The 26,671-nt window shown below is 33.7% G+C and carries 31 protein-coding genes; 17 read left to right on the forward strand and 14 right to left on the reverse strand.

Translation table 11 applies throughout. The features are described from left to right. Positions 1 to 32: 32 nt before the first annotated feature. The 3 genes from JYK00_RS07610 to JYK00_RS07620 form a co-directional block, all read right to left on the reverse strand. Positions 33 to 2,564: an ABC transporter permease gene (locus JYK00_RS07610; protein WP_207566314.1), complete on the reverse strand. Its 2,532-nt coding sequence runs from the start codon at positions 2,562 to 2,564 to the stop codon at positions 33 to 35. Between the two features lie 14 nt (positions 2,565 to 2,578). After that, on the reverse strand, positions 2,579 to 4,018 hold the full coding sequence (locus tag JYK00_RS07615) for an ABC transporter permease (protein WP_207566315.1): 1,440 nt from the start codon (positions 4,016 to 4,018) through the stop codon (positions 2,579 to 2,581). Positions 4,019 to 4,085: 67 nt separating this feature from the next. Further along, a complete protein-coding gene (locus tag JYK00_RS07620; protein ID WP_207566316.1) occupies positions 4,086 to 5,909 on the reverse strand; it encodes an ABC transporter substrate-binding protein in 1,824 nt (607 codons plus the stop codon). A 315-nt stretch (positions 5,910 to 6,224) separates the two neighbouring features. On the opposite strand from JYK00_RS07620, the gene JYK00_RS07625 reads away from it, so the two are divergent. The 12 genes from JYK00_RS07625 (at position 6,225) to hutH (ending at position 13,688) form a co-directional block, all read left to right on the forward strand. Then, complete coding sequence (locus tag JYK00_RS07625) at positions 6,225 to 6,581, forward strand: hypothetical protein (protein ID WP_207566317.1); 357 nt, start codon at positions 6,225 to 6,227, stop codon at positions 6,579 to 6,581. Beyond that, positions 6,578 to 6,826, forward strand: a complete 249-nt coding sequence (locus tag JYK00_RS07630; RefSeq protein WP_207566318.1) for a hypothetical protein — start codon at positions 6,578 to 6,580, stop codon at positions 6,824 to 6,826. Before JYK00_RS07625 ends, JYK00_RS07630 begins: the two co-directional genes overlap by 4 nt. Then, positions 6,823 to 7,104: a monovalent cation/H(+) antiporter subunit G gene (locus JYK00_RS07635; protein ID WP_207566319.1), complete on the forward strand. Its 282-nt coding sequence runs from the start codon at positions 6,823 to 6,825 to the stop codon at positions 7,102 to 7,104. The genes JYK00_RS07630 and JYK00_RS07635 overlap by 4 nt, the downstream gene beginning before the upstream one ends. Then, the gene (locus JYK00_RS07640; protein ID WP_207566320.1) at positions 7,091 to 7,750 is read left to right on the forward strand and encodes a hydrogenase subunit MbhD domain-containing protein; all 660 of its coding nucleotides are present in this window, start codon (positions 7,091 to 7,093) and stop codon (positions 7,748 to 7,750) included. Before JYK00_RS07635 ends, JYK00_RS07640 begins: the two co-directional genes overlap by 14 nt. A gap of 4 nt (positions 7,751 to 7,754) precedes the next feature. Next, positions 7,755 to 8,786 (forward strand): M42 family metallopeptidase, encoded by a 1,032-nt coding sequence (locus JYK00_RS07645; RefSeq protein WP_207566321.1) that lies wholly within the window; start codon positions 7,755 to 7,757, stop codon positions 8,784 to 8,786. Between the two features lie 101 nt (positions 8,787 to 8,887). Beyond that, positions 8,888 to 9,397: a metal-dependent transcriptional regulator gene (locus JYK00_RS07650; RefSeq protein ID WP_207567664.1), complete on the forward strand. Its 510-nt coding sequence runs from the start codon at positions 8,888 to 8,890 to the stop codon at positions 9,395 to 9,397. Then, on the forward strand, positions 9,398 to 9,628 hold the full coding sequence (locus JYK00_RS07655; protein ID WP_207566322.1) for a DUF4911 domain-containing protein: 231 nt from the start codon (positions 9,398 to 9,400) through the stop codon (positions 9,626 to 9,628). 18 nt (positions 9,629 to 9,646) lie between these two features. Continuing rightward, the gene (locus tag JYK00_RS07660) at positions 9,647 to 10,171 is read left to right on the forward strand and encodes a GNAT family N-acetyltransferase (protein WP_207566323.1); all 525 of its coding nucleotides are present in this window, start codon (positions 9,647 to 9,649) and stop codon (positions 10,169 to 10,171) included. Positions 10,172 to 10,174: 3 nt separating this feature from the next. Continuing rightward, the gene (locus JYK00_RS07665) at positions 10,175 to 10,915 is read left to right on the forward strand and encodes a hypothetical protein (protein ID WP_207566324.1); all 741 of its coding nucleotides are present in this window, start codon (positions 10,175 to 10,177) and stop codon (positions 10,913 to 10,915) included. A gap of 3 nt (positions 10,916 to 10,918) precedes the next feature. Beyond that, the gene (locus JYK00_RS07670) at positions 10,919 to 11,683 is read left to right on the forward strand and encodes a hypothetical protein (protein ID WP_207566325.1); all 765 of its coding nucleotides are present in this window, start codon (positions 10,919 to 10,921) and stop codon (positions 11,681 to 11,683) included. Positions 11,684 to 11,687: 4 nt separating this feature from the next. Beyond that, positions 11,688 to 12,203: a cob(I)yrinic acid a,c-diamide adenosyltransferase gene (locus JYK00_RS07675; protein ID WP_207566326.1), complete on the forward strand. Its 516-nt coding sequence runs from the start codon at positions 11,688 to 11,690 to the stop codon at positions 12,201 to 12,203. A 3-nt stretch (positions 12,204 to 12,206) separates the two neighbouring features. Continuing rightward, a complete protein-coding gene (gene hutH, locus JYK00_RS07680) occupies positions 12,207 to 13,688 on the forward strand; it encodes a histidine ammonia-lyase (protein WP_207566327.1) in 1,482 nt (493 codons plus the stop codon). A gap of 61 nt (positions 13,689 to 13,749) precedes the next feature. Here the strand turns inward: hutH and JYK00_RS07685 are convergent, their stop codons facing one another. The 11 genes from JYK00_RS07685 to JYK00_RS07735 are packed head-to-tail and all read right to left on the reverse strand — an operon-like array spanning position 13,750 to position 22,938. Continuing rightward, entirely contained in the window at positions 13,750 to 14,151 is a 402-nt protein-coding gene (locus JYK00_RS07685; protein WP_207566328.1) for a hypothetical protein, read from the reverse strand. 16 nt (positions 14,152 to 14,167) lie between these two features. Next, positions 14,168 to 14,449 carry a 30S ribosomal protein S20 gene (gene rpsT / locus JYK00_RS07690; RefSeq protein ID WP_207566329.1) on the reverse strand — a complete coding sequence of 94 codons (282 nt, stop codon included), beginning with the start codon at positions 14,447 to 14,449 and terminating at the stop codon, positions 14,168 to 14,170. Between the two features lie 35 nt (positions 14,450 to 14,484). Continuing rightward, positions 14,485 to 15,672 (reverse strand): methionine adenosyltransferase, encoded by a 1,188-nt coding sequence (gene metK / locus JYK00_RS07695; RefSeq protein ID WP_207566330.1) that lies wholly within the window; start codon positions 15,670 to 15,672, stop codon positions 14,485 to 14,487. Next, positions 15,669 to 16,001, reverse strand: a complete 333-nt coding sequence (locus JYK00_RS07700) for a hypothetical protein (protein WP_207567665.1) — start codon at positions 15,999 to 16,001, stop codon at positions 15,669 to 15,671. Before JYK00_RS07700 ends, metK begins: the two co-directional genes overlap by 4 nt. A gap of 1 nt (position 16,002) precedes the next feature. Next, entirely contained in the window at positions 16,003 to 16,965 is a 963-nt protein-coding gene (locus JYK00_RS07705) for a M23 family metallopeptidase (protein WP_207566331.1), read from the reverse strand. Beyond that, positions 16,966 to 18,222: a GTPase HflX gene (gene hflX, locus JYK00_RS07710; RefSeq protein WP_207566332.1), complete on the reverse strand. Its 1,257-nt coding sequence runs from the start codon at positions 18,220 to 18,222 to the stop codon at positions 16,966 to 16,968. Then, complete coding sequence (gene hfq, locus JYK00_RS07715; RefSeq protein WP_207566333.1) at positions 18,197 to 18,478, reverse strand: RNA chaperone Hfq; 282 nt, start codon at positions 18,476 to 18,478, stop codon at positions 18,197 to 18,199. Before hfq ends, hflX begins: the two co-directional genes overlap by 26 nt. 47 nt (positions 18,479 to 18,525) lie before the next feature. Then, complete coding sequence (locus JYK00_RS07720) at positions 18,526 to 18,957, reverse strand: GerMN domain-containing protein (protein ID WP_207566334.1); 432 nt, start codon at positions 18,955 to 18,957, stop codon at positions 18,526 to 18,528. Positions 18,958 to 18,959: 2 nt separating this feature from the next. Continuing rightward, entirely contained in the window at positions 18,960 to 19,853 is an 894-nt protein-coding gene (locus JYK00_RS07725; protein ID WP_207566335.1) for a DUF4941 domain-containing protein, read from the reverse strand. Next, positions 19,850 to 21,526 carry a nucleoside kinase gene (locus JYK00_RS07730; RefSeq protein WP_207566336.1) on the reverse strand — a complete coding sequence of 559 codons (1,677 nt, stop codon included), beginning with the start codon at positions 21,524 to 21,526 and terminating at the stop codon, positions 19,850 to 19,852. Before JYK00_RS07730 ends, JYK00_RS07725 begins: the two co-directional genes overlap by 4 nt. Before the next feature lie 14 nt (positions 21,527 to 21,540). After that, positions 21,541 to 22,938: an Rne/Rng family ribonuclease gene (locus JYK00_RS07735; protein WP_207566337.1), complete on the reverse strand. Its 1,398-nt coding sequence runs from the start codon at positions 22,936 to 22,938 to the stop codon at positions 21,541 to 21,543. 343 nt (positions 22,939 to 23,281) lie between these two features. Between JYK00_RS07735 and JYK00_RS07740 the strand changes: the two genes are divergently transcribed. From JYK00_RS07740 to JYK00_RS07760, 5 genes are read left to right on the forward strand one after another with little or no spacing between them, the layout of a single operon-like run. Further along, positions 23,282 to 23,794 carry a deoxycytidylate deaminase gene (locus JYK00_RS07740; RefSeq protein ID WP_207566338.1) on the forward strand — a complete coding sequence of 171 codons (513 nt, stop codon included), beginning with the start codon at positions 23,282 to 23,284 and terminating at the stop codon, positions 23,792 to 23,794. After that, positions 23,781 to 24,599, forward strand: a complete 819-nt coding sequence (locus JYK00_RS07745; protein WP_207566339.1) for a 2-oxoacid:ferredoxin oxidoreductase subunit beta — start codon at positions 23,781 to 23,783, stop codon at positions 24,597 to 24,599. Before JYK00_RS07740 ends, JYK00_RS07745 begins: the two co-directional genes overlap by 14 nt. A 3-nt stretch (positions 24,600 to 24,602) precedes the next feature. Then, positions 24,603 to 25,208, forward strand: coding sequence for a 2-oxoacid:acceptor oxidoreductase family protein (locus tag JYK00_RS07750; RefSeq protein ID WP_207566340.1), 606 nt, complete (start codon positions 24,603 to 24,605; stop codon positions 25,206 to 25,208). Then, positions 25,132 to 25,656 (forward strand): diacylglycerol kinase family protein, encoded by a 525-nt coding sequence (locus JYK00_RS07755; protein ID WP_207566341.1) that lies wholly within the window; start codon positions 25,132 to 25,134, stop codon positions 25,654 to 25,656. The genes JYK00_RS07750 and JYK00_RS07755 overlap by 77 nt, the downstream gene beginning before the upstream one ends. After that, positions 25,632 to 26,669 carry a protein-glutamate methylesterase/protein-glutamine glutaminase gene (locus JYK00_RS07760; protein ID WP_207566342.1) on the forward strand — a complete coding sequence of 346 codons (1,038 nt, stop codon included), beginning with the start codon at positions 25,632 to 25,634 and terminating at the stop codon, positions 26,667 to 26,669. Before JYK00_RS07755 ends, JYK00_RS07760 begins: the two co-directional genes overlap by 25 nt. Positions 26,670 to 26,671 lie beyond the last annotated feature (2 nt).

Consider the following 26,671-nt stretch of genomic DNA (forward strand, 5'->3'; position numbering starts at 1 on the left):
TAAATTTCGAACATCTAATACTGGCACACAAATCACCTCTTTCTTAATCTTGGGTTGACAATTTCTTCAAGTCCTCTTCCAAGGAAATAAAATCCTGAACAGAAAATTGTTATTATCAAACCAGCTGGAACCCATAACCACCAATACGCCCCTATATTACCAGAAGATAAGTATCCAGAAGTCCAGGCGGTGTTGATCATGATACCCCAGCTTATTCTAATTCTGAGAAGTCCAAAGAAGCTTAAAACAGCTTCTGAAAACACTGCGGCAGTAACATTAAACATCATATACAGGAAAGATAAAGGCATTACATTGGGGATTATGTGATTAAAGATGATGTATGCATTGTTTCCGCCAGCTACTCTTGCAGCTTCAATATATGGTTTTACTTTTACTGTTAACGCCTGAGCTTTAATAACCAATGTAATACCACCGAACCCTCCAAGAAGACCAAGAATAAGCGCAAGCCAGAACAAATTAATCTGGAAAAACCCAGAGAGAACTATCAAGAAAGCAATACCCGGGAATAATAAGATCAAATCAGCAAGTCTCATGAATAAGGTATCAACAGCTCCTCCAAAGTATGCGGCAGTTGTACCAACTATAGTTCCAATCACAACGGTTATTAAAGCTGCCAGAAAACCAAGCATAAATTCACTTGGGGTACTCCTTAAAAGCTGCATGAATATGTCTCTTCCACCAGGATCAGTTCCAAGTAAATGCCATCTATTAGGTGGAAGTGGATGTTGAATTCCAAGTTTTGAGTTAAGTGCAAGATTATTGTAAAGATTTACAACTGATTCTTTAGCTTCTTTCTGGCTAATTTCAAACGTTGAATTTAGTTGTTTTACAACATCTCCAAGATCATTCTGGTTATAGGCTATGTAATCTTTGAATTCATCTGTCCAGAATTCTTTGTTTTTTAGATACTTTATGTGATCTTTCACAAGATTAGCAAAAAGATATCTGGATATAGGTGTTTTAATATCTGAGTCAGGTAGAAGTAATTTTACTGAATTAATGGGTTTTGAAAGTTCTTTCATCTTCTTTACTATATCTAATCTTTTATAATTTATATCACCTGCATTTTCTATATTTGAAATTATCAGGTTATAGTGTTTTGTATTTTTTGTCGCAAAGGAAAGTAAAGATACTACAGGTTTGTCCATGGCAGGTATTAGCTGAGTAAAATCAATATTCAAATAAACATCAGGTATTTTGATATTTTCAGGGGATTCTTCAGTAATGTCAGAGATTATGCTTGCCATAAAAGCTCTGGCGTTTGCCACTTCTATAAACAATGCTTCAAGCTCTTTTCTAAATCCATACTGTATGTCCGGATAGTTTGAAAGTGCTGTTTCAACTTTTGCCCTAAATTCAGGTGAAAAATCAAATGTTAAAATCGCTAATTTTATCCCGGAAAGTACGTCAAGAAGTTTAACAGGTTCGCTGTAATTGGCTTTTATGTCTAATTGTGAAAATAACGTCTCTATTTCTTCAAGGTATTGTTTAACCCTTTCATAATTAGATTTTTTACTTTCTTCGTTGGAAAGATCAGGCATTCTTATTTCTGCGTAATTTAACAATTCTGAATATTGTGAATTTTTTAAAGCTGCTATCAAAGAATCATAATCTCCAGAAATTTTAGAATAGGTTAAAATATCAACAAGAACATTGAATATTGTTGCTTTTGCTAAATCCTGTACAGGAACCTTTTCGGTTTTTATTATTTCCTCAAGATCCTTTTGATTGGCCACGGAAATTTGAACATTTATTAAGCTCTTTCTTACTAAATTTGAAACAACGCTAAAAATCTTTTCTTGTGCCTCTTTGATTTCTTTTTCTGAAAAGTCCTTTCTTAATAGGTTTTTGAATTTTTTCTGTTCTTCAGAACCTTTTGCTATTTTCAACCATAAGGTTATTCGTGAAACTTCTCGTTTAGATTTGTAAGGTGCAAGAGCCATTGCTAATGTCTCTGTATCTACCTCTTTGACTAACTTTTTAAAATCACTTAGTGAGAATTTTTTTCTATTGCCAATTTCCAAAATGTTTGCTAAGGGTTTAACTTCAATTAAACCCTGATCAAGGAGCTGGGAGATTTGATTCTGGTATCTCATTCTTTCTTTCATTGGAATGTAATTATCTACAATGGCATCTAAAATAGGTCTAAATGCCTGTGCATAATCTAAGTTCACAAATATTTTTTGAGCAACGTCTATTCGTTTTTCTATTGCCTTTTTGAAATCTTCTCCCTGGTCTAAAAAAGAGTAAGTGAACAATGTAGCCGCCGGGATTTCAATACCTTTTATAACATTTAATGGAGACATGTATTTAGAGACGTACGATATATCCTGAACTCGTGGATCAGTGCCTGTAACAGGATCATAAATGCTTTTATCTACAAATTGCCACACTATTGGATATGATAGGGCAAATAGTCCAAATGCGATAATTATAATTAGTCCGAAAAGTCCCAATTTGTGTTCTTTAAACAGTTCCCAGTTTCTTTTTGTATTTTTCAAAAATAATTTCAGTTTTATTTTGGTGATTGATTCTTTAGCCATTCAATTTCACCCCTTCAGTATCTAATCCTTGGATCTAATATTGCATATAAAATGTCAGCAATAAGGTGCGCAAAAAGGACAAAAACACCTGTAAAAATTAAGCACCCCATGGCAAGCGGGGTATCTTGAAGAAGTGTTGCGTTCAAAAGAGTTAATCCCATCCCTTTCCATGAAAACATTGTTTCAGTAATTACTCCCCCACTAACAGTTGTGGCAAGAGCTAAAACAAAACTTGTAATTAATGGTAAGAGCGCGGTTCTTGCAGCGTGTTTGTCTCTTACAACTTTGTCGGGAAGTCCCTTAGCTTTTGCTGTTGTTATATAATCTTCTTTGATAATTTCCAGCATTGTATCTCTCATAACCAGCATACTACCGGCAAATCCAAGAACGGTCAACGATATAACAGGAAGAATAACGTGGTAAATAATATCAAGGGCATAATATCCATAACCATTTGTCAGCCAGTATATTAATACGCTGCCTATTCCTCCAAACGTGAATGTCAACATCGCAGCATTCTTAGTTTTTTTGGTTTTCATAAATGATGCAAAAAGTATGCCAACGCTCCAGAACATCACAAGTACTATTGAACTCCATAATAGCTTTATAAATACATCTTGAGAGGAGAATGTAACATTCAACCATTTAGAGGGTTCTATAAATCCACTAATTGGGAATATTTTTAAGACCACCCCAAAAAGCCAGATCATAATAAGCATGAAAAAGGGAGTGAAAATCGTCCAGAATATTATTCCCACAAACGTGGCAACTTTATCGGACACCCCACCTCTTTTCCATGCGATTTTTTTCCCAAGATTATATCCTAAAAGATAAGAAGATAATGTAGTCATTAAAAATAAAAATACAGTTCTTGGAAGTCTTTCTCCAATAATCTCTGCAACAGGTTTGGGATATTCTGAAAAAGATATACCAAGTTCCAAATTGAAGAAATTTTTCATGTGTTTTGCATACTTTACATACCACGGGTCGTCAACACCAAAAAGTTTTTTAATTCTTTCGTACATTTCAGGTTGTTTCATCAGTTTTGGATCTAAAAACTTTGTTGTGTAATCTCCAGGCATTAAAAGGAAGATGAAAAATACTATTGTGACGTATATCACAAGTAAAATTATCATTTGATATAACCTATTTCGTATGAATTTAAACAATCCAGGAAGTGGTAATGAAAACAAATACAAAATGAAAAACAGGATATAGTTAAAACGTGGGCTAAAAACAAAGAAATATTTAAAGTTAAAAATAGCAGACAAATACAAAGCAAGAGAGATTACTAAAAACACATAGTGATAAAACTTTTCAGCATTAAATAACGTAATTAGAACGGCAAGTAGTGGTAAAAGTATTGCAAATCCAAAAAACGAGAGACTTTCAAAAAACAATGATATAACAAAAAATATTCCTACTATTAGCTGAATCAATAGTTTTATATTCATTTTCACCTCTCCTTTTTATTGAAAAATTAAAGCCCCCGCCCAGACGGGCCGAGGGCGTAACAGATATTTATTTAACTCTTACCACATTTTCCGGGAAACCATTGTAATTTTGAATACCATCAAGTGTGTCTGTGAATGGGAACTCAATTGTATCCCTGTACGCTTCATAAATTGGAGTTGTAAAGAGGATAATATATGGAAGGTCTTCTGCGAGTAATTCCTGTGCTTCTTTTATAGCTTCTACCGCTTCATCAAAGGAATCGGCCATTTCAAATTCATCAATAAGAGCGTCAAATTCTGGATTGGAGTAACCTGGAGTGTTGAAACCTTCAGGTGCGGATTGATCTGATTTCCAGAAACTCTTGAAGTACGTTGGGACTCTTCCAATACCCCAGCCAAGCATGTACATATCAAAATCAACTTCGTCAAATGCTCTGGTAACAATTTCGTTGAAGTCTGTAAGTTTAACATCAATAGGAAGGCCGAGATCTTTTGCCCATTGTTCTATATAAATAGCAGTTGTAGCTCTCATTGGGTCGTATTCTCCAGACGGAGCGAGAAGTTCAAGGTCAGGAACGTATTTACCATCTGGTCCCTTTAAGCCTTTTCCACGTTTGACAACCGGGTTAGCTGCTTTTGAAGGATCAATTACTGGTTCCTGATCCCAGCTAAATCCTGCTTTTTTCAGAAGTTCAATAGCAAGCTGATATCTTTCTCCTCTGCTCAGTCCTTCACCAATTGTTTTGACATCTGCGTTGTACCAGAAAGTGTTTGCAGGTGGAACTGGCGTGGAAAGTGGTATAGCTTTTCCCTGAAGAACTCTGTTACAAATGTAATCCCTATCGATTAATGCAGCTAATGCCTGTCTGAATTCTTTTATGTTGAACGGATATTTTCTCATATTGAAAGCAAGATATCTAAATCCAAGAGATGGATTTACTGTAAGTTTGATTCCTGGAACTCCTTTTAACGACTCAAATTCACCTGAGGTCAATCCTAAAGGATTCAATACAAAATCAACATCTCCTTTTTGAAGAGCCTGCAGTGCAACAGCTTTGTTTCCATATATTCTGTAAATTATCTTGTCTATATATGGTCCATTTACAACTTTCAATTTTACGGAACCTTCTGGTGCAGGATTATTGCTTGTCCATTCAAAACCGGTGGTAGGATTCTTAATTACAAATCCGCCGTTTTCATAATAAAGATTTTCTTCACCCTCTGGCAAATAGAAACCTTTTTCCACTACTCTTTTAACTTCTACAAATGCACCTTTTTCTATTTTTCCAAGATTCAATGCTGTAATAGCGGGATCTACTACTTCCTGGCTCAACAACCAGTTTACTGGATTTTCCTGCTTTTTAGCTTTTTCTACATAAGGAGCCCAGAAGTTTTTGCTTACAATGGCAGTCATGAGAGTGTCATAGTAAATTGTCATTGTGGTTTTTTCCTTGAAATAGAATTTCACAGTCCATTCATCTATTTTCTCTACTTTTGTTGGTTCATATGCGCCTACCCAGTTTCCACCAGGGATTTGCAATTCTTGAATAGTATTGTATGTAAATACAACATCGTTTGCAGTAAACGGAGAACCATCACTCCATCTCAAATCTTTTCTCAATTTCACTGTTACCGTGTACATTCCATTTTCTTCTACAATTTTGGGAACTTCTGCAGCTGCTGATGGAATAAGCATACCGTCTTTATTCATGGTTAACAATGCTGGATACTTCCACAGCTGAACATAAAAGTTCCAGGCAGATGAACCAGATCCCAACAGGTTCCAGATGTTTGTGGTGGTAATATCCTCTAAAAGAGCGTAGTTTACAACAGCTTCACCAAATATGAATAATGTTAACAACAACCCAACAAAGACAAGTAAACGTTTCATAAAGCGACCCCTCCTTTTCAAAAGTGTAAATCAAAATAACTTTGTGTTAAAAAACACGAAATTATTATACAAAATTGAATTTTATAAGTCAAGTTATGTAATTGGAAAAAATATTGAGAAAAATCTTGTTAAATTTCTTTTATGAAGATTACATACTTTGATTTTTGAAATTAAACTCAGCGGTTGGGATTTTCGTAATATTCATTGTATATTGTTATCTTAAAGCTATTCTCTCAAATCCCTCAAAATAAAAACAGAATATTTTTCAGGCATAAATTAAGCATATGGTAAAATTATAAGCAAGGAGGTTTTCAGATGCTAAATTTAATACTGACAATTTTGTTTGGGAGCTTTTTTTTAACTATATTGACAGGAATTGAGTATTTTTTTTATAACATTTTAATCTCGTCAGCCTTAGCGTTAATAATTTACCCGGGGAAGTTTCCTTTTTTGAGGCTAATAGGAACTGTTGCCCAAAAAATTCCAGAGGCTATAATAGAAACAGTTGAAATTTTTTTTCTAAAAAAAGAAACTGTTTATCATCTGGAATATAAAGATAATTTTGAAATGCTTGAAAGAATTATATACATAACGTTTACTCCAAAAACGTTAGTTTTTGACCATGATGAGGATTATCTCTATGTACATAAGATAGGAAGTGATAACTTGTGAGCATCTTGATTCTAATCTTAATGGCAATTCTTCTAAATAGTTTTATGATGGTGAAAAGTAAAAACATCTGGGAAAAAGTTGTCCCACTATTAGCGTTATCAACGAAAATATCGTTGTTCCTTCTGGTTTTTTCGTTTATTAATAAAGATAAGTTCCTGTACGATGTTGGAATTTTATATTTATTATTTGGAACTGGTGGAGGACTTATTATAGCTTCTTTTCTTGCAAGGAGTGACATGGAATGAATCTTTTTCAACAAATATTTTTGTGGGCAGGGGCTATAATAATGGTCGCAGGGAATATTTTTGCATTTTTTGAAAATTCAACATTAAAACGCCTTCACTATATAGGTGCAGGAGACAGTATTGGCGGAATGTTTATGTTAATATCCTTTCTATTTTCAAAGGTGTTTTTCTTTAAAGGATTACTTGCAATAATAATTTTAATTGTGTGGTCTCCAATGGTTTCATATTATATTGCTGTTGCGTATTCAAAGAGGGGGCAAAGACGTGCAAATCGTTAGAGTACTCTTTTTATTAGTAGCTGTTTTATTTGCCTCGCTTGCAATCATTAGAATTAAACCCTTTCATTCTTTTTTGTGGCGAACTGCTCTCAGTATACTTGCTGTCGCCATTTATACGTTGTATTTTGCTCCTGATGTAGCCTTAGCAGAAGCAATGTTAGGAGCTCTTCTAACAACTTTTGTCTATTTGCTGGCAATAAAAATTCATTCTAAGGTACGTGTAGGAATAATTGTTGTACCTGTAATATGTGAAAAATACGGCGATTCTTATGTTGGAATTATTCCCGGAATAATGGAAGCTTTTGCAAAAAAGTATAATCATAAAATAGAATATGTAGAATTTGAAGATTATAATCAGATCGCAAAAGCTGTAAATGAAGCGGTGATAGATATAGGAATAAGTTATTCGGGAGATTTTCCAATAATAGAAGTCCCTGTGTATGAGTATAATGGGAAAAAAAGTGATTATTTCTCTCTTCAGAAAATATTGGAAGAAAATCCACATTATGGCAAAATAAGCAAAATTACTAATGCCATGCTTTATTTTTCTTTTAATGAAAGTGATAGTATACTCTTTGAAGAATTTGAAGAATTCTTCGAAACTTTCGAAAAAGAAAAAATCGTAAACAAGTATTTGAGGAGGTAAAATTATGGATTATGTTCACTATGCTGTAAACAAAATTGTAGAATTATGTTCAATTCCCAGCCCGACAGGTTTTACTCAAAAGATTATTAACTATCTTGTGGAAGAATTTAAAAAGTTTGGATTCACGTACGAAATAACAAATAAAAATAATCTTGTTGTAGAGCTCAACGGAGAAGAAGAAAATGGAATAATGCTTGTAGCTCATGTGGACACTCTGGGAGCTATGGTAAAATCCATCAAAAGTAATGGAAGACTGGCAATTTCGAAAATCGGTGGATTTTCTTTTTCCACTATAGAAAATGAAAATTGTAGAATTCACACAAGAGAAGGAAAAGAGTACACCGGGACAATATACCTAACCCATCCATCTTCACATGTATTTAACGATGTAAATTCTTTAAAAAGAACAGAGGAAACTATAGAAATTGTGCTGGATCAGAAAGTCAATAGCAAAGACGATGTTTTAGAGCTTGGCATTATGCCAGGTGATTTTGTTTCTTTCGAGCCAAGAACTGTGGTAACAAAAACCGGGTTTATAAAGAGCAGACACTTAGATGATAAAGCAGGAGTTGGAATTTTACTGGGACTTGCAAAAGCAATAAGAGATTTCACAACAGAGCCTAAAAGGAAAGTCTATATGATGTTCACTTCTTATGAGGAAGTTGGACATGGAGCAGCTTCAGGAATACCTGAGGATGTTACAGAGGTTATTTCGGTTGATATGGGCGCTGTTGGAGCTGATTTAGAATCAAATGTTTTTTCTGCATCGATATGTGCGAAGGATTCAGGAGGACCTTACGATTATGAAATAGTTTCTAAATTAATAAACGCAGCAAATATTGCAGGAATTAATTATAGTGTAGACATTTACCCGTACTACGGCTCTGATGTTGAAAGCTCATTAAGGGCAGGCCACGACGTAAAGCATGGATTAGTAGGCCCCGGAATTTATGCTTCCCATAGTTATGAAAGAACTCACATAGATGCCATAGAGGCTACCTTAAAACTCTTACAGACCTACCTCACTCTGGATTGAAAAAGGTATAAAGGGGGAAGTCCCCCTTTTTTATTTGGAATTAAAAGTATATGATATAATCGAATTAGACGCATCTTATTGACAGGAGGTCTGATATATTGATGGGAACATCTGTACCTTTGACACGCGCTGAAAGAAAGTATTTGTTAATGGTGTTTTTAACGTTAAACGAAATGGGCTGGACAAGATTGAAAAGAATATCTGAGTATGCTAATGTAAAAATGCCTTCTGCAAAGCAATCTTTAGATTCCCTTGCAAAGAAAGAACTTATATATTATGAAAGAAGAGGGGCAATTACATTAACTGCTAAAGGAAAAATGATAGCTGTTCAGGAAAACGAAAATCTTCAAGCTGTATACAAATTCTTTACAGAAGTAATGTTAATAAATCCTGAAAAAGCCATGGATGCCTGCTGGAAAATATACTTTGACATGGATGAAGAGGTTGTGACAAGATTTCTTCAGTTTGCAAAATTCATGAACAAATGTCCTTCTGAAAAACCCATTTTTATCGCCCATTTTAAAGAATATGTTACTAAAGGAAAACTTGAAAGTAAATGTCCGTATTTAAAACAAGATACTGAGAAAAAAAGTAGTGGGAGTGAGAAATAAATGGAATACGACATCCTGGTAAAAATTTCACGCGAAGATGTTCATTTTTTGAGTTATGTTCTGGAAACAGAAGATAATATGATGAATATAAGAAAATACGAAAACGGGATTTTAAGAATAATAGTTCCTGATGCTTTTAAAAATGAGGTTCTCAAACTTCTGGAAAGTATGAAAAAACATATTAAACTTGAAGTTGTTGATGTCAAAAAAAATAATGGTTCAGCAGATTAGTTAAAGGCGTGAGAAGCAGTGGAATATAATGAAATTATAATAAGGCCTGTTCAACTGAGCGATGTTAAGAAAATTTACGAATTCAGAAAAAAAGTTGTTAGTGAAACACATTATCTTATAACTTCACCTGATGAGCTACCCAATTATGAAACTTTAAGGAGATATGTGAAAATTTATATAACTGATCCGTTAAGACTTCACTTAGTTGCGGAGTTTGATAGAAAGATTGTTGGGGAAATTACTATGTTGATCCATGAAAAAAAGCGAATGAGACATGTTGCAGAATTTGGAATATCAGTTCTGAAAGATTACTGGGGAGTTGGTATCGGAAAAAACCTTATTTCAAACGCTATAAAATGGGCTATTACCAAAAAGGTTACTCGAATTCAACTGGAGGTGATGAAAACTAACAAAAGAGCGATTAAATTATACGAAAAATTTGGCTTTCAAATAGAGGGGATTAAAAGAAATGCTGTAAAAATAAACAATAGATACATAGATCTTCTTATTATGGGATTACTTATAGCTCCTGAAAGAAGGTGAAGAATGCGAAAAACCTTTTTTCTTTTTTGTGCTATTTTGTTGATTATCATGCCATATTTGATATATTTGAGCAGTTTATCTTATACATTTTATGATATCAAAAATCTGGAACATATGCTTCGTAATGAATTAAAACTTTATTTTATGTTAATAGAAAGTATTGTTAATTTAAAAAAGCCAAGTGGTTATGTAATTGAACAGGAAAGTATATACTACAAGGGTAACTTATATAACGTTAAAGTAAACGAAGAAGAAATAAACTTTGTAGAGATAAATAACGAAAAGATGTTGATTTATGTAAAAGATGGAAAATGGTATAAAATCCCGGATTTTAGCGGAAATTTTATCATTTACAATTACCAGGGGATTATTATAACAGACAAATTTTTTGGGGAAAAAATAGAAAATCTTTTTAGTTTAACAAAGACGATTCAAAAAGGATTTTTTGAAGGTAAAAGAGTTTTACTGAAAAGAATATCGCTGCAAAAAAACTTGCAAGCAGTGATTATAAAGGCGTTACCAATCCAACATGTACTATTATACTTTTTCTTTGTTCCATTATCACTGATTTTGATCTATGATGGTTTTATTTATAAAAGAAAATTGGAAAGGGAATTTAAGAAAAAGTCTGAAAAACTTTCTAAAGCTCTTTTGATTGTAAAAGAGATTCTGACAAATCTTGAAGATAAAGAGAAAATGCTTGAAGGGGTAAGAAAAATTAAAAGAGTACTGAAGGGGGAGTGAATTTTGACTATTCTATTTGATGCAAGTTTTTCTTTTCAGGAGATTATAGATTTTTTAGTGCCCATAATCATAAAAGTTGACGGGGGGTATAAAGTAGATTTTTTTGGAAAAACATCGTTATTACTTGCCAATAAACAAATAACAAAACAGAGCATGACAACATTCAAAGGTAAAAATTTTCGTGTTATTGAAATAAATGGCGAAAGTGAAAGTGCCGTTAAACTTCCAAATTTAACTTCAAAGTTGTGGGAACTTTTTTTAATAAGAAATACCGTAGCCAATGAATTTATGAAATCAAAGATGATTTTCCCTCCTGAAATGCTTAGAATAGAAAATTCGTTTTCAGACGAAGGAATAATCATAGAAATCAATACCGATTATATTATCCAGAATGGTCAACTACTTTACTTTAAAGGCATGGAAAAGATTTTAGACGTTCTTATATACTTCTCGCTTTACAAACTTTGCCAGCAGTATTCTTATGAACTTTCACTTACTCAAAGCATTATATACCATGTATATCCTACATGTGAATTTGATAAATTTCAAAAATTTTTCTCAGAGTTAAAAAGCAAAAGTTTAAAAATAGATGCCTATTTGACAGAAAATGTTGAACGTATAAAACAAAGTGTTGAAAAATTTGAATACATTTTCGAACTTTTTCCTATAGAAGCTCTTCGACTGTTGTCAATAAATTTTGAGCATTTAGAAACAATAAAAAAGCAGCTTGAATATTTTAGCGAATTTATAAAAAGTATTGTGGGGTGATGAAATGATTTCTACAAAAACTGGAGATTCTGGAAAAACAAGTTTGGCAAATGGTGAAAGAGTAGATAAAGATAACATTAGAGTGGAAGCTTATGGAACAATTGATGAATTAACTTCTTTTTTGGGAATTGTAAAGTGTTATTTAACAGGTGAAGAAAAAAAATTAATCGAATCTATTCAAAAAGAACTTTTTAAAATAGCTGCTGAGCTTGCAAAAGGTGAAAAATATATAGAACCCATAGGCAAGAAAGAAGTAGACAGTTTAACTAAAAAAGTGGAGTATTATGAGACAAAAGTAAGTATAAATTCTTTCGTACTTCCTGGAGCTACAATTCCTGGAGCTTATTTAGATATAGCAAGAACGATTGTTAGACGCTGCGAAAGAAGAATTGTATCCCTTTCAAAAATTGAAAAAGTGCGAAAAGAAATTTTGGCTTATATGAATAGGTTATCCGATTTACTTTACATCCTTGCAAGGTACACAGAAAAGAATAATATCCAGTCTGTGGAGGAGGGATGAATCTTGATAACCCTGGATGGAAACAGCCTTACTATAGAAGATGTTCATAAAGTCTCTCGAAAATGTGAAAGAGTTACTCTGTCCAAAGATGCTGTTAATAAAATGCTCGAATCAAGGAAAGTTGTTGAACAGATTTTGGAAAAAGGCGCTCCTGTGTATGGGATAAATACAGGATTTGGTGCTCTTGTTAACGTCAGAATCAGCGAAAACGAACTTTCAACTTTGCAAAAAAATATTGTACTTTCTCATGCGGCAAATATTGGGGAACCACTTTCCAATGATATTGTCAGAGCCATGATGCTTTTAAGGGCAAACTCACTTGCAAAGGGGTTTTCTGGTGTTAGACCAATTGTTGTTGAGAAAATACTGGAATTTTTAAACAATAACGTTATTCCATATGTTCCAGAAAAAGGTAGTGTTGGAGCAAGCGGAGATTTGTCACCTCTTGCACACATTGCCATGACGTTAATTGGTGAAGGCTATGTGCTTTTTGACGGGAAAAAAGTCAAAACCAGAGAAGTGTTAGAAAAATTGAAATTAAAACCATTGAAATTGAAGGAAAAGGAAGGTTTAAGTTTGTTAAATGGGACCCAGTACATAACCTCCATATTAAGCCTGGTTGTAAGAGATTCCCTTAAGCTTATGAGAATTGCAACGTTAATAGCAGCCGCTTCTGTAGATGCGCTATACGGAACACCTGCAGCTTATGATATAAGATTACAAAAGGTTAGAAATCATGATGGTCAAGTTCAAATTGCCTCATGGCTTCAAGAATTTCTTAGAGAAAGTAAATTAAGAGATTTGCATCTGCATTGCAATCGCATTCAAGATGCATACACTCTTAGAACCATACCACAGGTTTATGGAGCAGTTCTGGACACTTTAAATTATGCCAAAAAAGTAGTGGAAAATGAAATAAATGCCTCAACTGATAATCCTTTAGTTTTTGAGAACGATGTAATAAGTGGAGGTAATTTTCATGGAGAGCCAGTTGCATTGGTCGCAGACTTTGTAGGTATAGCGTTAACCGATATGGGAAATATGATCGAAAGGAGAATTGATAGGCTTGTAAATCCAAAGGTAAATGAAGGATTGCCGCCCTTTTTAGCTTCCGGGAAAGAGGGTTTAAACTCCGGTTACATGATATGGCAATATACTGCTGCAGCTTTGTGCAATGAGAATAAGGTATTAGCCCATCCCGCAAGTATTGACACAATACCAACTTCAGGTTATCAGGAAGATCACGTGAGTATGGGAGCAACCGCTTCAAGAAAACTCTTAAAGATATTTGATAACCTGGTATCTTTATTATCGATTGAAGCAATGCTGGTAAAAGTAGCGCTTGAGTGCAGAAAACCGGCCCGCTCATCGGAAGTTATCGAAGAGTTCTTTTCTAAATTTACTGTGGAAATAAGTGGCGACAGATTCTTCGGAGATGATTACAATCGTGTACGGGAAATTTTACAGTTAGAATTAAATTCTTAAACTTAAATAAAAAAACATGGCTCCTATTAATCAGGAGCCATGTTTATATTCCCTATCTTTATTATTCTTCATCGAATGCGTCGTAACTATCAAAATCGTCCAGAGATATTCCATTACTAAACTCTTCTTCTTCAATACTTTCTATGGTTCTTTCTTTTATATCTTCTTTAGATTGACCAAATGGATTCTTTGGATCAAGTTTTCCACTAAAAATTTCAATCTTTGATTTTCCATCGTATAAATATGCCTTTGCTTTTACTTTAGTTTTTATAAGTGAAAGAATTTTTTTCACAAGTTCTTCGTCAAGGTCTTCATTTTCAGCACAAGTTAGCGTTAATGTTCCATCTTCATATTTAATTTCCGTGGAATGTTTTTTGGCTATTTTCTTTATCTCGGGATTTGATAAAATTATTTTAGATTTTATTTCGTCAATTGCCATCTCAACTGTGTAATGAAATGACATTTCCACACCTCCGTATTTATTGCTCTGAAGCAGACAAATATTCATTTACTTTGACCATCAATCTTGACTTCTTTCTTGAAGCCTGATTTTTATGAATCGCGCCTATTTTACTTGCTTTATCAATACTACTCTGGGCCTTTTTATAAAGTTCTTTTACTTCTTCTACAGGTTTCTTGTCTTCAATTGCTTTTAAAACTTTCTTTATTGCGGTTTTCATTCTGGTTTTATATGCTTTGTTTATAAGTCTATTCCTTTCAGAAACTTTTACTCTTTTTTTTGCAGACATTATATTAGGCATACCAAACGAACCTCCCTCTTATTTCTTTTTTCGTATTATAATAATTTTTTCAACTCATTAACCATATCAAGTTTTTCCCAGGTAAACTCAGGATCATTTCTACCAAAGTGTCCATATGCAGCGGTTTTTCTATATATAGGTTTCAAAAGATCAAGCTTTTTAATAATTGCCCCAGGTCTAAAATCAAAAAGCTCAAGTATTGCGTTAAGAATTTTTTCCTCAGCTACTTTTGCTGTGTTGTAGGTATTGATCATAATTGAAACAGGTTGAGCTTTTCCTATTGCATAGGCCACCTGTATTATAAATTTGTCGGCAAGTCCAGCTGCCACAACATTTTTAGCGACATAACGTGCAAAATAGTGTGCAGAGCGATCAACTTTTGTAGGATCTTTTCCGCTGAAAGCTCCTCCACCATGTGGAATTGCTCCACCATAAGTGTCTACAATAATTTTTCTTCCAGTAAGCCCGGTATCTGCTGAAGGACCACCAAGAACAAATCTTCCTGTAGGATTAACCAATATTTTGAGGTTATCATCTCTTAAATTTTCAGGTAAAACGGGATCTATTACGTGTTTTATAAGAGCTTCTTCAATTTCCTGATTCGTAACATCAGGCTCGTGTTGTGTAGAAATTAATACAGTATCAATTCTAATGGGCTTTTCGTTTTCATCATATTCAACTGTTACCTGTGTTTTTCCATCAGGTCTAAGAAATGGAACTGTGCCATTCTTCCTGACTTCACTGAGTTTTTTTGCAAGTTTGTGTGCAAGAACAATAGGAAGAGGCATAAATTCTTCCGTTTCATTTGTTGCGTATCCAAACATCATTCCCTGGTCGCCTGCACCAACAATTTCCAACTCGTCCTCAGCTTTTAGCTCACCTTTTTTAGCTTCTAATGCTTTATCAACTCCAAGGGCAATATCTGGAGACTGACTGTGAATCGATGAAACAACAGCACAGGTTTCACCGTCGAATCCATATTTTGCCCTGGTGTATCCTATATCCATAATAGTTTTTCTTACAACATCCTGAATGTCTACATAAGCTCTTGTTGTAACTTCACCGGCAACAATAGCTATCCCGGTTGTCACTAATGTTTCCACAGCTACACGGGACTTTGGATCCTGTTCAAGCATCGCGTCCAAGATAGCGTCACTGATCTGGTCCGCTACCTTGTCTGGGTGACCTTCGGTAACACTTTCACTTGTAAAGAGTCTCTTCATTCCTCAACCTCCTTTTCGTAATCTTCTTTTGTAATAAACTTACCACCGCTTATTTCTATGCTCACTGGCTTATACGAGCCAGTGAATTGTGCTTTTATCTCGATTTTGTTAGGACATTTTGAACCCACATAAAGTTTTTCTATCCTATATGGAACATCTGGATTTTCATAATTTATTATAAAATCATATCCCTTTCTTAAATGACTCCTGAAAACTTCTCCGCATTTATTACATCTTAGATACACTACCAGATTTTTCTTATCTTTATAAAAAGGATTTATTTCAAGATCTGCTTCTTTTTTCTTTTTCTTCTTGAAAAAGAACACAATGTCACCTTCTTAAGTTAAAAGTTAACACTTTTTTCCTTCCCCATGCATCTGAAAGTTCTATTGTAACAGGTATAATGTCACCTGATGGTTTAAATTCGGGGAAATTATTTTCTTTTACAACAGAGCCAATTTTTTCCGGATATAACTTATAGTAAGCCCGGTAAACATAACCTGATGCAATGGAATCATCAGTATATACTGTATAAGCTTTTTCAAATTCAGACATAGGTACACTATCGAACATTATATGATACACCAATTTATTTGAAAAGTAAAGTTTTATATCATTCAAACCTATTAAATTTCTGTTAATTTGAAAATACGCATTTACCGCTATTTTAGGATACGCTCCTGAATACTGGTATGTTTTCCCTTCTTCGTAATCGTACCGCTTACCATTTATTATTAAGTCTTTCACAACTATTTCTCCTTTTGGAGGATCGATTTTTATGAAATCAAGTGGATTATACAATGTTTCTTCTGTTCTGTCTCTTATTTCCACATGAGCATGCGGTTGAACTGCTTCTCCAGTTTTTCCTGAATATCCTATAACATCACCTTGCGAAAATTTTATATTCTCTTCAGAAAATTCAACAACTATTCTTTGCTTACCAAACTCTGCTATAAGATTATCAACAAGCTTTTGAATTTTTGGAGCAAAAGCGCTTAGATGAGCATAAAGGGACCTGTAACCATTTGGATGCTGCAATACCACTACGTTGCCATAAATGTTATCATCATCTATCTCAATTCTTGCAAGATAACCATCGTAAATAGCTCTTATTGGTACGCCTTCTCTTAAAAAAGTGCTGAAGTCAATTCCGCCGTGAAAGTGTGCAGCTGTCCCGGTGCTTCTAAATTCACCAAAAGTAGACGTAAGATAACTATCTTCAACTGGTGGAATAAAAGCTGAAAATAAGCTTAATCCTACCACTAATAATACTAAAAGAAGCAGTTTTTTCATTTAAAAACCTCCTTGTATTGTTTTTTTTATTTGATGCAAGACTGCCTTTGGACCTTTTAACGATAATTTATAACTATTGTTTCTCATTTCAATAACGTTTAGATTTAGTGCATCACGAAATTTCATTACTTCACCTATTTTAGGAAATGGAACATCCAAAATTAAGCTCTCTTCCATTTTATCAAAGAACTTATCTATTTTCAATAACAAATCAATTATATTTTGTCTTTTTTTTGCCGATATATAAATCGCTTCTGGGTAATTCTTTTTTACCACCGAAAGATAGTCCTCAGAACATAGATCTATTTTGTTAAATACAAGGATGTAAGGTTTATTGTAAACTCCTATGTCGTATAAAACTTCATGTACTATTTTCAATTTTTTCTGATAGTTATGATCAGATACGTCAAGTAATATTAATATTAAATCAGAATGTACTATCTCTTCAAGCGTTGAATGAAATGACTCGACTAATGTATGAGGTAATTTTTTAATAAAACCTACTGTATCACTAAAAATGACATAACGCCCCGAAGGAAGCTTAACCTTCCTCAATAAAGGTGCCAGTGTTGAAAACATCTCGTTTTTTATTAAAACGTTTTCCTGCGAAAGTTGAGCCAACAAAGTGCTTTTTCCAGCATTTGTATAACCCACAATGGAAATTATTCCGTGATACGATTCCAATCTTTTTTTTCTTTTAATTTCTCTGTTCTTTTTAATTTGTTCCAGCTTTTTTGTTAAAATTCGGATTCTTTTTTTAATATACCTTTTGGTGTATTCTGCTTCCTGTTCTCCAGGGCCTCGAGTTGCAATTCCACCACCGAGTCTTGAAAACTCTTTCCCCTTACCAACAATGTATGGTAACTCGTACTTTAATTTTGCAATTTCTACCTGAAGTTTTCCCTCATTTGTAGTAGCATGTTTCAAAAAAATTCTTAATATTACCTGGGTCCTATCTAAAACATTCACATTTAAAAATTTTTCCAGGTTTCTTTTCTGTGCAGGTGTTATTTCGTCATTTGTTACTACAACTTCTATATTCTCATCTTTGCAAAAGTTTTTGATTTTGTTAAGTTTACCTTTTCCAAGATAATAGGACGGATCTGGTTTTACTCTCTTTTGATAAAATTTGTCTACAACTTCCAATCCAAGCGTTCTGCACAACTGCTCAAGTTCAAGCAACGAATCAAGTACATCCTGTTCATACCCGGAAATACCAATTAACAAACATTTATTGTTCACTACTTTTTTTCTCACTCTCCTTTTTCTCACTTTCTTCAGAAGTTTCTTGCTGTTTCATTATTTTCACGTAAGTATCTGGCATAATAGTACTCACAGCATGTTTATAAATGAGGTTTTGTTGGTTCCCGTTTTCAAGTAGCATTGTAAAACTATCAAAGGATCTTATAATTCCTTTTGTTTGAAATCCATTAACAAGATACACTTTTACCGGTATTTTGTTAATACGCAGGATATTAAGAAATTTGTCCTGAAGGTTAAACTTTTCCGCCATTTGTTAATCCCCCTTTTCTAAATGATAATAAATAACAAAAATAATTTTCATTTTTTATAAAGATCACGTGGAAAAGACCATCTTATATCTATATATCTAACAAGTAAATTTGTCTGTTTCCCATCTTCTAAAATGTATATTCTATCTATCCCACGAACATTTTGAAATAACGTATACATCATCTGCAAAAACAAATATATTTCTTCTTCCAGAGAATAAGATTGTATAAGCGAAAAATTTATGTCAATAATAAGCGAAGTTTCGACAAAATAATACGCATTTAACAGATCAGTCGGAATATAAGTTGAATATCCAACGGGAGGTTTGCTGAGCTTTTTAAATAAATCCTCCACTTGTAGGCTTTCCGAACTATCTTCTACAAAGATTATATCATTATTATTTACAAAAGCAATTTTTGCTGAAAAAGAAAAAGAATAAATAAATAAAACTAAAACAAATATTACTGCAATCTTTTTCATGTTTAATCACCCTTCAAATATTTTTTAACTTCCTCCCAGGTTTCTTCTGGTCCATAAATTACTATTCCAGGATTCTCTATTGGAAGCTGAATAAAAGGAACATAAAACAATTTGAATTTAAACTTAGTGGCTAAGTTTTCAGCTACATTTTTGCTAAAAGCATATCTTTCCCAGTCACTGCCTCCAAAATCCGGACTGTAATTTCTCACAAAAACTGCGTTCATTGTGCTATTTACGTAAAAAACAACAAAAGAATCAGAATCGAGATTTGTTATGGTATCACCAAGAGATTTGAAAACGTATTTTTTTACTTCCCAATTTGTGTAAATTTGAATTATAGTTCGGTTTGGAAGAAAATTTTCTTCGAAACTATTTGCATTTTCATATTTATGTGTGTAGACTACCTCACCGGGCACATACAATCTATTCATATATGTATATCCGTCCGTTTTAATGTACAGTGTGTTATTATTCAAAAAAGTTTCAAGGTTATTTTTACCAAGATAATCAATCTGTATCAGATTTGAATAGTCAGTGAGCTTTTCAATATACATTGTAACAAGATTTATATTATCTCCTTCTTTTAGATATTTAATTTCAAAAAAATCGAAAATTTTTTGAAAATCAATTTCTTTGACCACTGCTCCATCAAAAACGAAAACATCATTAGATACAGCCAGCAAATGATCGTTCCATTCAACGTATTTAAACGTACCTACTTCCCCAAGAGAAATTTTTTGTAAAGACAATTGAGATGTATACAATTGCAAAATTTCAACAATAGTATTGTAATTTACCTCTGTAGCTTCAACAGATAATTTACCTATGTTAATGGTTACACCCAGGCTTATGCTGAGTAATGCTACAGCAAGCATTAAAATCAAATGAAGTCTCAATATCTAAACACACTCCTTCCTATAAACTCCCTAATTAAAGATGTTCTTGGAATATCCTCCAAATTGGTTATTGGAAGGAAATAATCTAAAATTTTGAGTAATCTTGTTGCTTCCGAAATTTCTGGCTCGCTATCAGGTACAGCTATAAGCAACGGTTCAGCGAACATTTTCAACACTGCTATTTCATAAACCAGGGCACTATTGAACATTACATCTGCATTTTCCTGGAAAGGAAAAATGTTTCTGTCCTCCCCTCTTCTAACATTTGGCCACATCTTTAATGTAGCAAGAGCATCATGATTTCTGAATTTACTATCTCTTACCAATCGCCTGAGAAGCCGTGTGTCAGTAGTGTGTATCCTATTTGTGTTATCCAGGTTTAATTGTGTAAGTGCACTGGCATAAATTTTAAATTTTAACTCTTCCGGTACCATCTCCGTTAATTTTGGATTGAGTCCATGAATTCCCTCAACAATTATTGGTTGGTCTTTATCTATTTTCAAGAATCTTCCATTTTTCTTTCTTTTCCCGGTTGTAAAGTCAAATCGAGGAAGTTCTACTTCTTTTCCTTCGAAAAGCTCCAATAAATTTTTATTAAAAAGCTCTACATCAAGAGCTTCCAATGCCTCGAAATCATAATTTCCATTTTCATCCCTTGGAGTTTTTTCACGATCCACAAAATAGTCATCAAGAGAGATTGTTACTGGTCTTAATCCGCTTGCCCTAAGTTGTACCATTAAGCGTTTAGAAAAGGTTGTTTTTCCGCTGGAAGAGGGGCCAGCTATAAGAATCAGTCGAACTTTTGGTTTTTGCTTTATCTCTTCTGCAATCATCGCTATTCTTTTTTCATGTAAAGCTTCTGCCATAATTATAAGATCAGTTACTGTTCTTTCACCTCTGGCTATGAGACTATTTAAATCTCCTACACTGTCTATGTTCATTATTTCTAACCATTTTTCATACTCAAGGAAGACCGCTGAAAGCTTTGGAAGAGGTTTGAACTCACAAATGGGGTTACCATTATCAAATTTAGGTAACACTAATACAAATCCCTCGCTATACTTTACAAGATCGAAATGTTTTAGAAGACCTGTGCTTGGTGGCATGTAACCATAGAAATAATCAAAATGTCCTGCTGCTTCATAAACTTTTATTGTTTTTTTCTTTCTATACTTTAATAAGCTAACTTTATCTTCATATTTCATTTTTTCAAATAATTTAAAAGCTTCGTATTTAAATAGTTCGTGCTTTTTGAATTCGTAATCATTTTCAATGATTTTCTCCATTTCACTTTTTATACGCTTGACATCTTCTTCAGAAAGCACCAATTTCCTATCATGATCTCTCAATTCACAGTAAATTCCTCTTCCAATACTGTGGGAAACTTTTAACTTATAACCAGGGAATAACTCTCTGATGGACGCATGCAAAATGAATAATAGCCCCCTCTGGTATATTCTAAATCCATCTGTAGTATTTACATCGATAAATTCCACTACACCTGAACGTGTTAATGGTCTGAAAAGCTCAACTATAGAGTTATTAATTCTGGCGGCAACTATAGGAGACTTGTAAAATTTCTGGTAATCTTTTGCAAAATTCAAAAGAGTTGTACCTTCTTCCACAAAAATTTTTTTGTTGTCTTCTTTAAATATCAATTCCAGTTTTTTCACAGCTTATTCCCCCTTTATTTTTTCCAGGTGATTTCAAACGATGCAGGATTATAATGCGTAAAATGTATATGAACTTCCATGTTAACAGCCTTTTTAACATCTTTTCTGCTTATGTACTCTTTCAAAGATGGATGCAATTTAATTATAACTTCTTTCACATTTTCGGGCTTTTCAGACAATTTGTCGAACAACTCTCGTATAATAATTTTGGGTGATGGAACGAAACCGTATCCTTTACACGATGGACATTTAACACCAGTTAGTTCATCGAATGAACGTATAGTTCTTTTACGCGTAAGCTCCAAAAGACCCAATTTTGTAAATCCTAAAATTTCTATCTTGCTTTTATCTTTTGTTGTTTCTTCTTTCATTTTATTCAAAACGGCTTCTTTGGCTTCCTGAGACGTCATATCTATAAAATCGATTATAATTATACCACCTATGTTTCTCAATCGAAGTTGTCTGCATATTTCTTCTGCAGCTTCAAGATTTGTACGAAATGCAGTTTCCTGTTGATTTTCCCCGGAAACAAAATGTTTTGAATTCACATCTATTACAGTAAGGGCCTCTGTCCTGTCAATTATAATTTCACCACCAGATGGTAAATTTACCCTCCTTCTAAAAAGCTCCTTAGATTTTTCGTATATTCCCGCGTACTGGAATGTATCTCCATCTATAATCTCTATTTTTGGTCGTTTTGGGTAACCTTTTATATATCTGGAAATTATTTGAACATGCTCTGGCAGGTTCGTTATTATAAGTTCTACATCCCTTGAAAGCTTTTCTTTAAAAATATAATCTGCTGCACTTTTTTCGCTGTAAAGCAATCGGGGTTTTCTGGCTCTTTTAAACGTACTAAGTATACTTTCCCAGGTTTCAACAAGTGTAATTATCTCGTCTTCTATATGTGTTTCATCAACTCCCTCTGAAGCTGTTCTTAGCACTATTCCTAATTTGTACTTTTCACTGTAAGTATTTGCCAGGTTATACAAACGTTCTCTTTCATCTTCATCGATTATCTTTTTTGAAACTCCTTTAGTATTAGAAAATGGGAATATAACCACATACCTTCCCGCCAAACTTATGTTCGTGGTAAGCTGAGCACCTTTACTTCCCGTTGGATCTTTTTTTACCTGAACCAGCAATTTTAATTTTGGAGTCAATTTTTTCAATTTAAAAAAATCCTGATATGCTTTTGAAATGTCTTTCATACGCAAAAAACCATTTTTGCTTTCACCAATGTTTACAAATACAGCTTCAAGGGCATTAACAGCCCGGTCAAGCCGTCCAAGATATATATTTCCTGCAAGCTTTTCATTTTCTTCAAAAAACAGTTCTACCAACTTTCCTGATTCAATTACAGCACATTGAAGCTGTTCAAAAACGGTATTTAAAACAAGAATCTTACCCATTTCTCAAACCCTTTCATTTTTTAGTGAGCTGTGTTTCAAATTTCATGCTTATACTTTTTCCAAAGCATTCTTTAGACTTGTTGATTTTATTTTATGTTCATAAAAACACTTTTTCAACATTTTCCATTAACATATATGTAGAATAATTTTATCATAAGCAGGGATAATTTTATCATAAGATTTTATTATTCTATAAATACGTATTTGTGTTCAACGGATAAATTTTTAAAGGGTTTTCAGGTTAACGATAATTTTTCGATTACAATTCTCTATTTAAGCTCTTGGCTAAAATAGCATTTTGTATTAAAATTTAACTGAAAGTTTCCTTAAGAGGTGGAAAATATTGAATATAGAAGAATATTTACAAAACCTCAAAATTCTTCAGGTAAATGACGAAAGGGAACCGTGGGATATATATTTTTCAAAAATAGCAAAGCTGATAGCGGAACGTTCCACATGTATTCACAGAAAAGTAGGAGCTGTTATAGTTCGTGATAAAAGGATTCTTTCCACAGGGTATAATCAACCACCTTCTGGATTCCCCCATTGTAATAGTATAGGTTGTATTCGCGATGATTTAAACATCCCTTCTGGAAACAACCAGGAAATATGTTACGCTCTCCATGCTGAACAAAACGCTCTTGTACAGGCAGCGAGATTTGGGATTTCCACAGAAAACGCCACAATTTATGTAACACATAAACCATGCTCTGTTTGTGCAAGATTAATAATAAATGCTGGTATAAAGAGGGTTGTATTTATAAAGGATTATCCCGACTCTTTGACTGAATTTCTCTTTAAAACCTGTAACATATCTGTCGAAAAATTAGGAGGTGAACTGGGTGAAAAGGGATAAATTAGTAGATTATTTAAGAATAGACAGGTGGCCAACTGTCTGGTGTCCAGGCTGTGGAAATGGAATTATAATGAAAGCTTTTATAGACGCTGCAGATCAGCTGAATTTAGAAAAAGATAGGGTAGCTGTTGTCTCAGGAATAGGATGCTCATCAAGGGTAACAGGTTATCTTGATTTCAATACACTTCACACACTTCATGGCAGGGGAATAGCTTTTGCAACAGGGGTGAAACTTGCACGTCCCGATTTTAAAGTAGTGGTTATGGGTGGTGATGGTGATATAACAGCAATTGGTGGTAATCATTTTGTTCACGCTTGCAGAAGAAATATAGATCTTACAGTTATTATTTTTAACAACATGATATACGGTATGACAGGAGGGCAACATTCCCCAACCACCCCAGAAAAGCATTTTGCAAGTACCATGCCATTTGGCAACGTAGAGACTCCTTTCGATATTGCTCAACTTGCTCTATCTGCTGGTGCCACATACGTTGCTCGATCAACTGTATACCATTACGCTCTAACTGTAAACTACATAAAAGAAGGTCTATTGCATAGAGGTATGAGTGTAATAGAAGTTTTTACCAATTGTCACACGTACTATGGAAGATACAATAATATGAAAAATTCGTGGGAAGTCTTAGATTATTTCAAAAAGAATACCGTAACATTAAAGAAAGCACAGAATATGTCTGAAGATGAATTAAAAGGGAAAATAGTTATTGGAGTGTTGAAAAAAGAACAAAAACCGGATTTCTATGAAAAATATAGAAGAATTTTCGCGCTTCAGTCGGAGGTGTAAATCATGAAAAATTTGGTTAGACCATTTTCTGTAAGAATTGCAGGAATAGGCGGTCAGGGTAATTTAATCTCAGGGCTTATTTTAGCAAAAGCCCTCGTAAAATCTGGCAAACATGTTATTCAAACGCAGAATTACACTGCACAAGTTAGAGGTGGTCCAAGTTACTGTGATCTCTTGATTTCAAGTGATCCAATTGATTTTCCAAAAGCCACAATTTTTGATGTATTGGTAATTTTACATCCATCCATGATTAGTCAATGCAAAAATGTCAGAAATAATGGTATAATTTTAGTAGATGATACTTACATCAGCAGTTATCCACCGGATATTTTCAGAATGACAAGAAGAAAAATTATGGTACCTGCCTCAAAACTTTCATATGAAAAATTTGGAACTGAAATGTATGCAAACATGATTATGTTAGGGTTGACTATAAAAGCGTCTTCGTTGGTTGATGTTAATTCTGTAATTGAAGCTATAAAGGAGAACATGAAACCAACACATATAGAAAATAACATAGAGGCGATTAAATATGGAACGACTCTCACAGAAAAAGTATATAAACCAAGAATCGAAAGAAAAATACCGCGTACAATTGGGTTCGAATAATTTAAAGTCTTCTTTCTCTCATGCCATAGAAGGAATAGTTACTTCTATTTTTCAAGAGAGAAACCTTCGTATTCATTTTTTTATTGGTTTTACAGTACTTTTAATAAGTTTATTTTTACCTTTAAATGAAAATGATTTTATATGGCTGTTTTTTGCAGTTTTTTTTGTGATTATAGCCGAATTAATCAATACACTTATTGAAAATCTTATGGACTTTTTTTCTGCAGAGTTTCATCCTATCGTTAAAATAATAAAAGATATTAGCTCAGGAATAGTTCTGTGGTCTGCTATGTTTTCAGTGGTTGTTGGAGTGGTTATTTTTGGTAAAGGATTGTTTGGATGGAATCTGCAAATCGCAAAAGTGCTGGGGTTAACATTTGTAGCATTTTTCCCGGTGGTGGCGCTATTTTTGGAGGTGAAAAGATGGCTCCGGAACCGATCAAAGTAATGATAGTGGACGACTCTGCGTTTATGAGAATGATATTGAAAGATGTAATAGAAAAACAACCAGATATGAAAGTCGTAGCAATAGCAAAAGATGGACTTGAAGCCGTTGAACTTGCCATGAAACATAAGCCCGATGTTATTACACTTGACGTTGAAATGCCAAAACTAAACGGTATCGAAGCACTTAAAGAAATTATGAAGCGAGCGCCTGCGAGAATAATAATGGTAAGCAGTCTAACAGAAAAAGGAGCTGATATAACAATTACAGCTCTGGAATTAGGTGCTGTAGATTTTATTACAAAACCAGCGGGAAGTATTTCAATGAATTTCAGAAAAGTTGCAGACGATTTAATAGAAAAAATTAGAAACTCAATGAATATAGACACTGACAAATTGTTATTCAGAAAACGTACTGTAGTATCAAAAACGAAAATAAAGAGTTTAATCACAAGTCATGTTGTTGTTATTGGTTCCTCTACAGGTGGACCTAAATCCTTAGATATGGTTGTCCCAGCTTTACCTGAAAATTTTCCTGCGCCAATAATAATTGTTCAGCATATGCCACCTGGATTCACAAAGTCTCTTGCAGCTCGATTGAACAAAATTTCCAGCTTAAATGTTAAAGAAGCAGAGGATGGGGATGAATTAAAGCCAGGTTGGGTTTACGTGGCTCCTGGGAACTTTCATCTCGGGGTAAGGTATCACGATAAAAAAGGTATTTTATATCTGGATAACAGTGATAAAATAAATAATGTCAGACCTGCTGTGGATTTTACACTGGATAAAGTAGCTGAAATTTATAAAGATAAAACCATTGCTGTTATTTTAACAGGAATGGGAAAAGATGGAACAAAAGGGTCTTTTAAAGTAAAATACTATAAAGGAAAAGTAATAGCCGAATCGAAAGAAACGTGTGTAGTATACGGTATGCCAAAGGCTGTGGTAGAAGAAGGTTATGCAGATTTCGTATTACCCGCTTATAAAATACCAGAAAAATTGGTAGAAATCATTTAGGA

The organism is Thermosipho ferrireducens, assembly GCF_017358165.1.
Taxonomy (GTDB): Bacteria; Thermotogota; Thermotogae; order Thermotogales; family Fervidobacteriaceae; genus Thermosipho_B; species Thermosipho_B ferrireducens.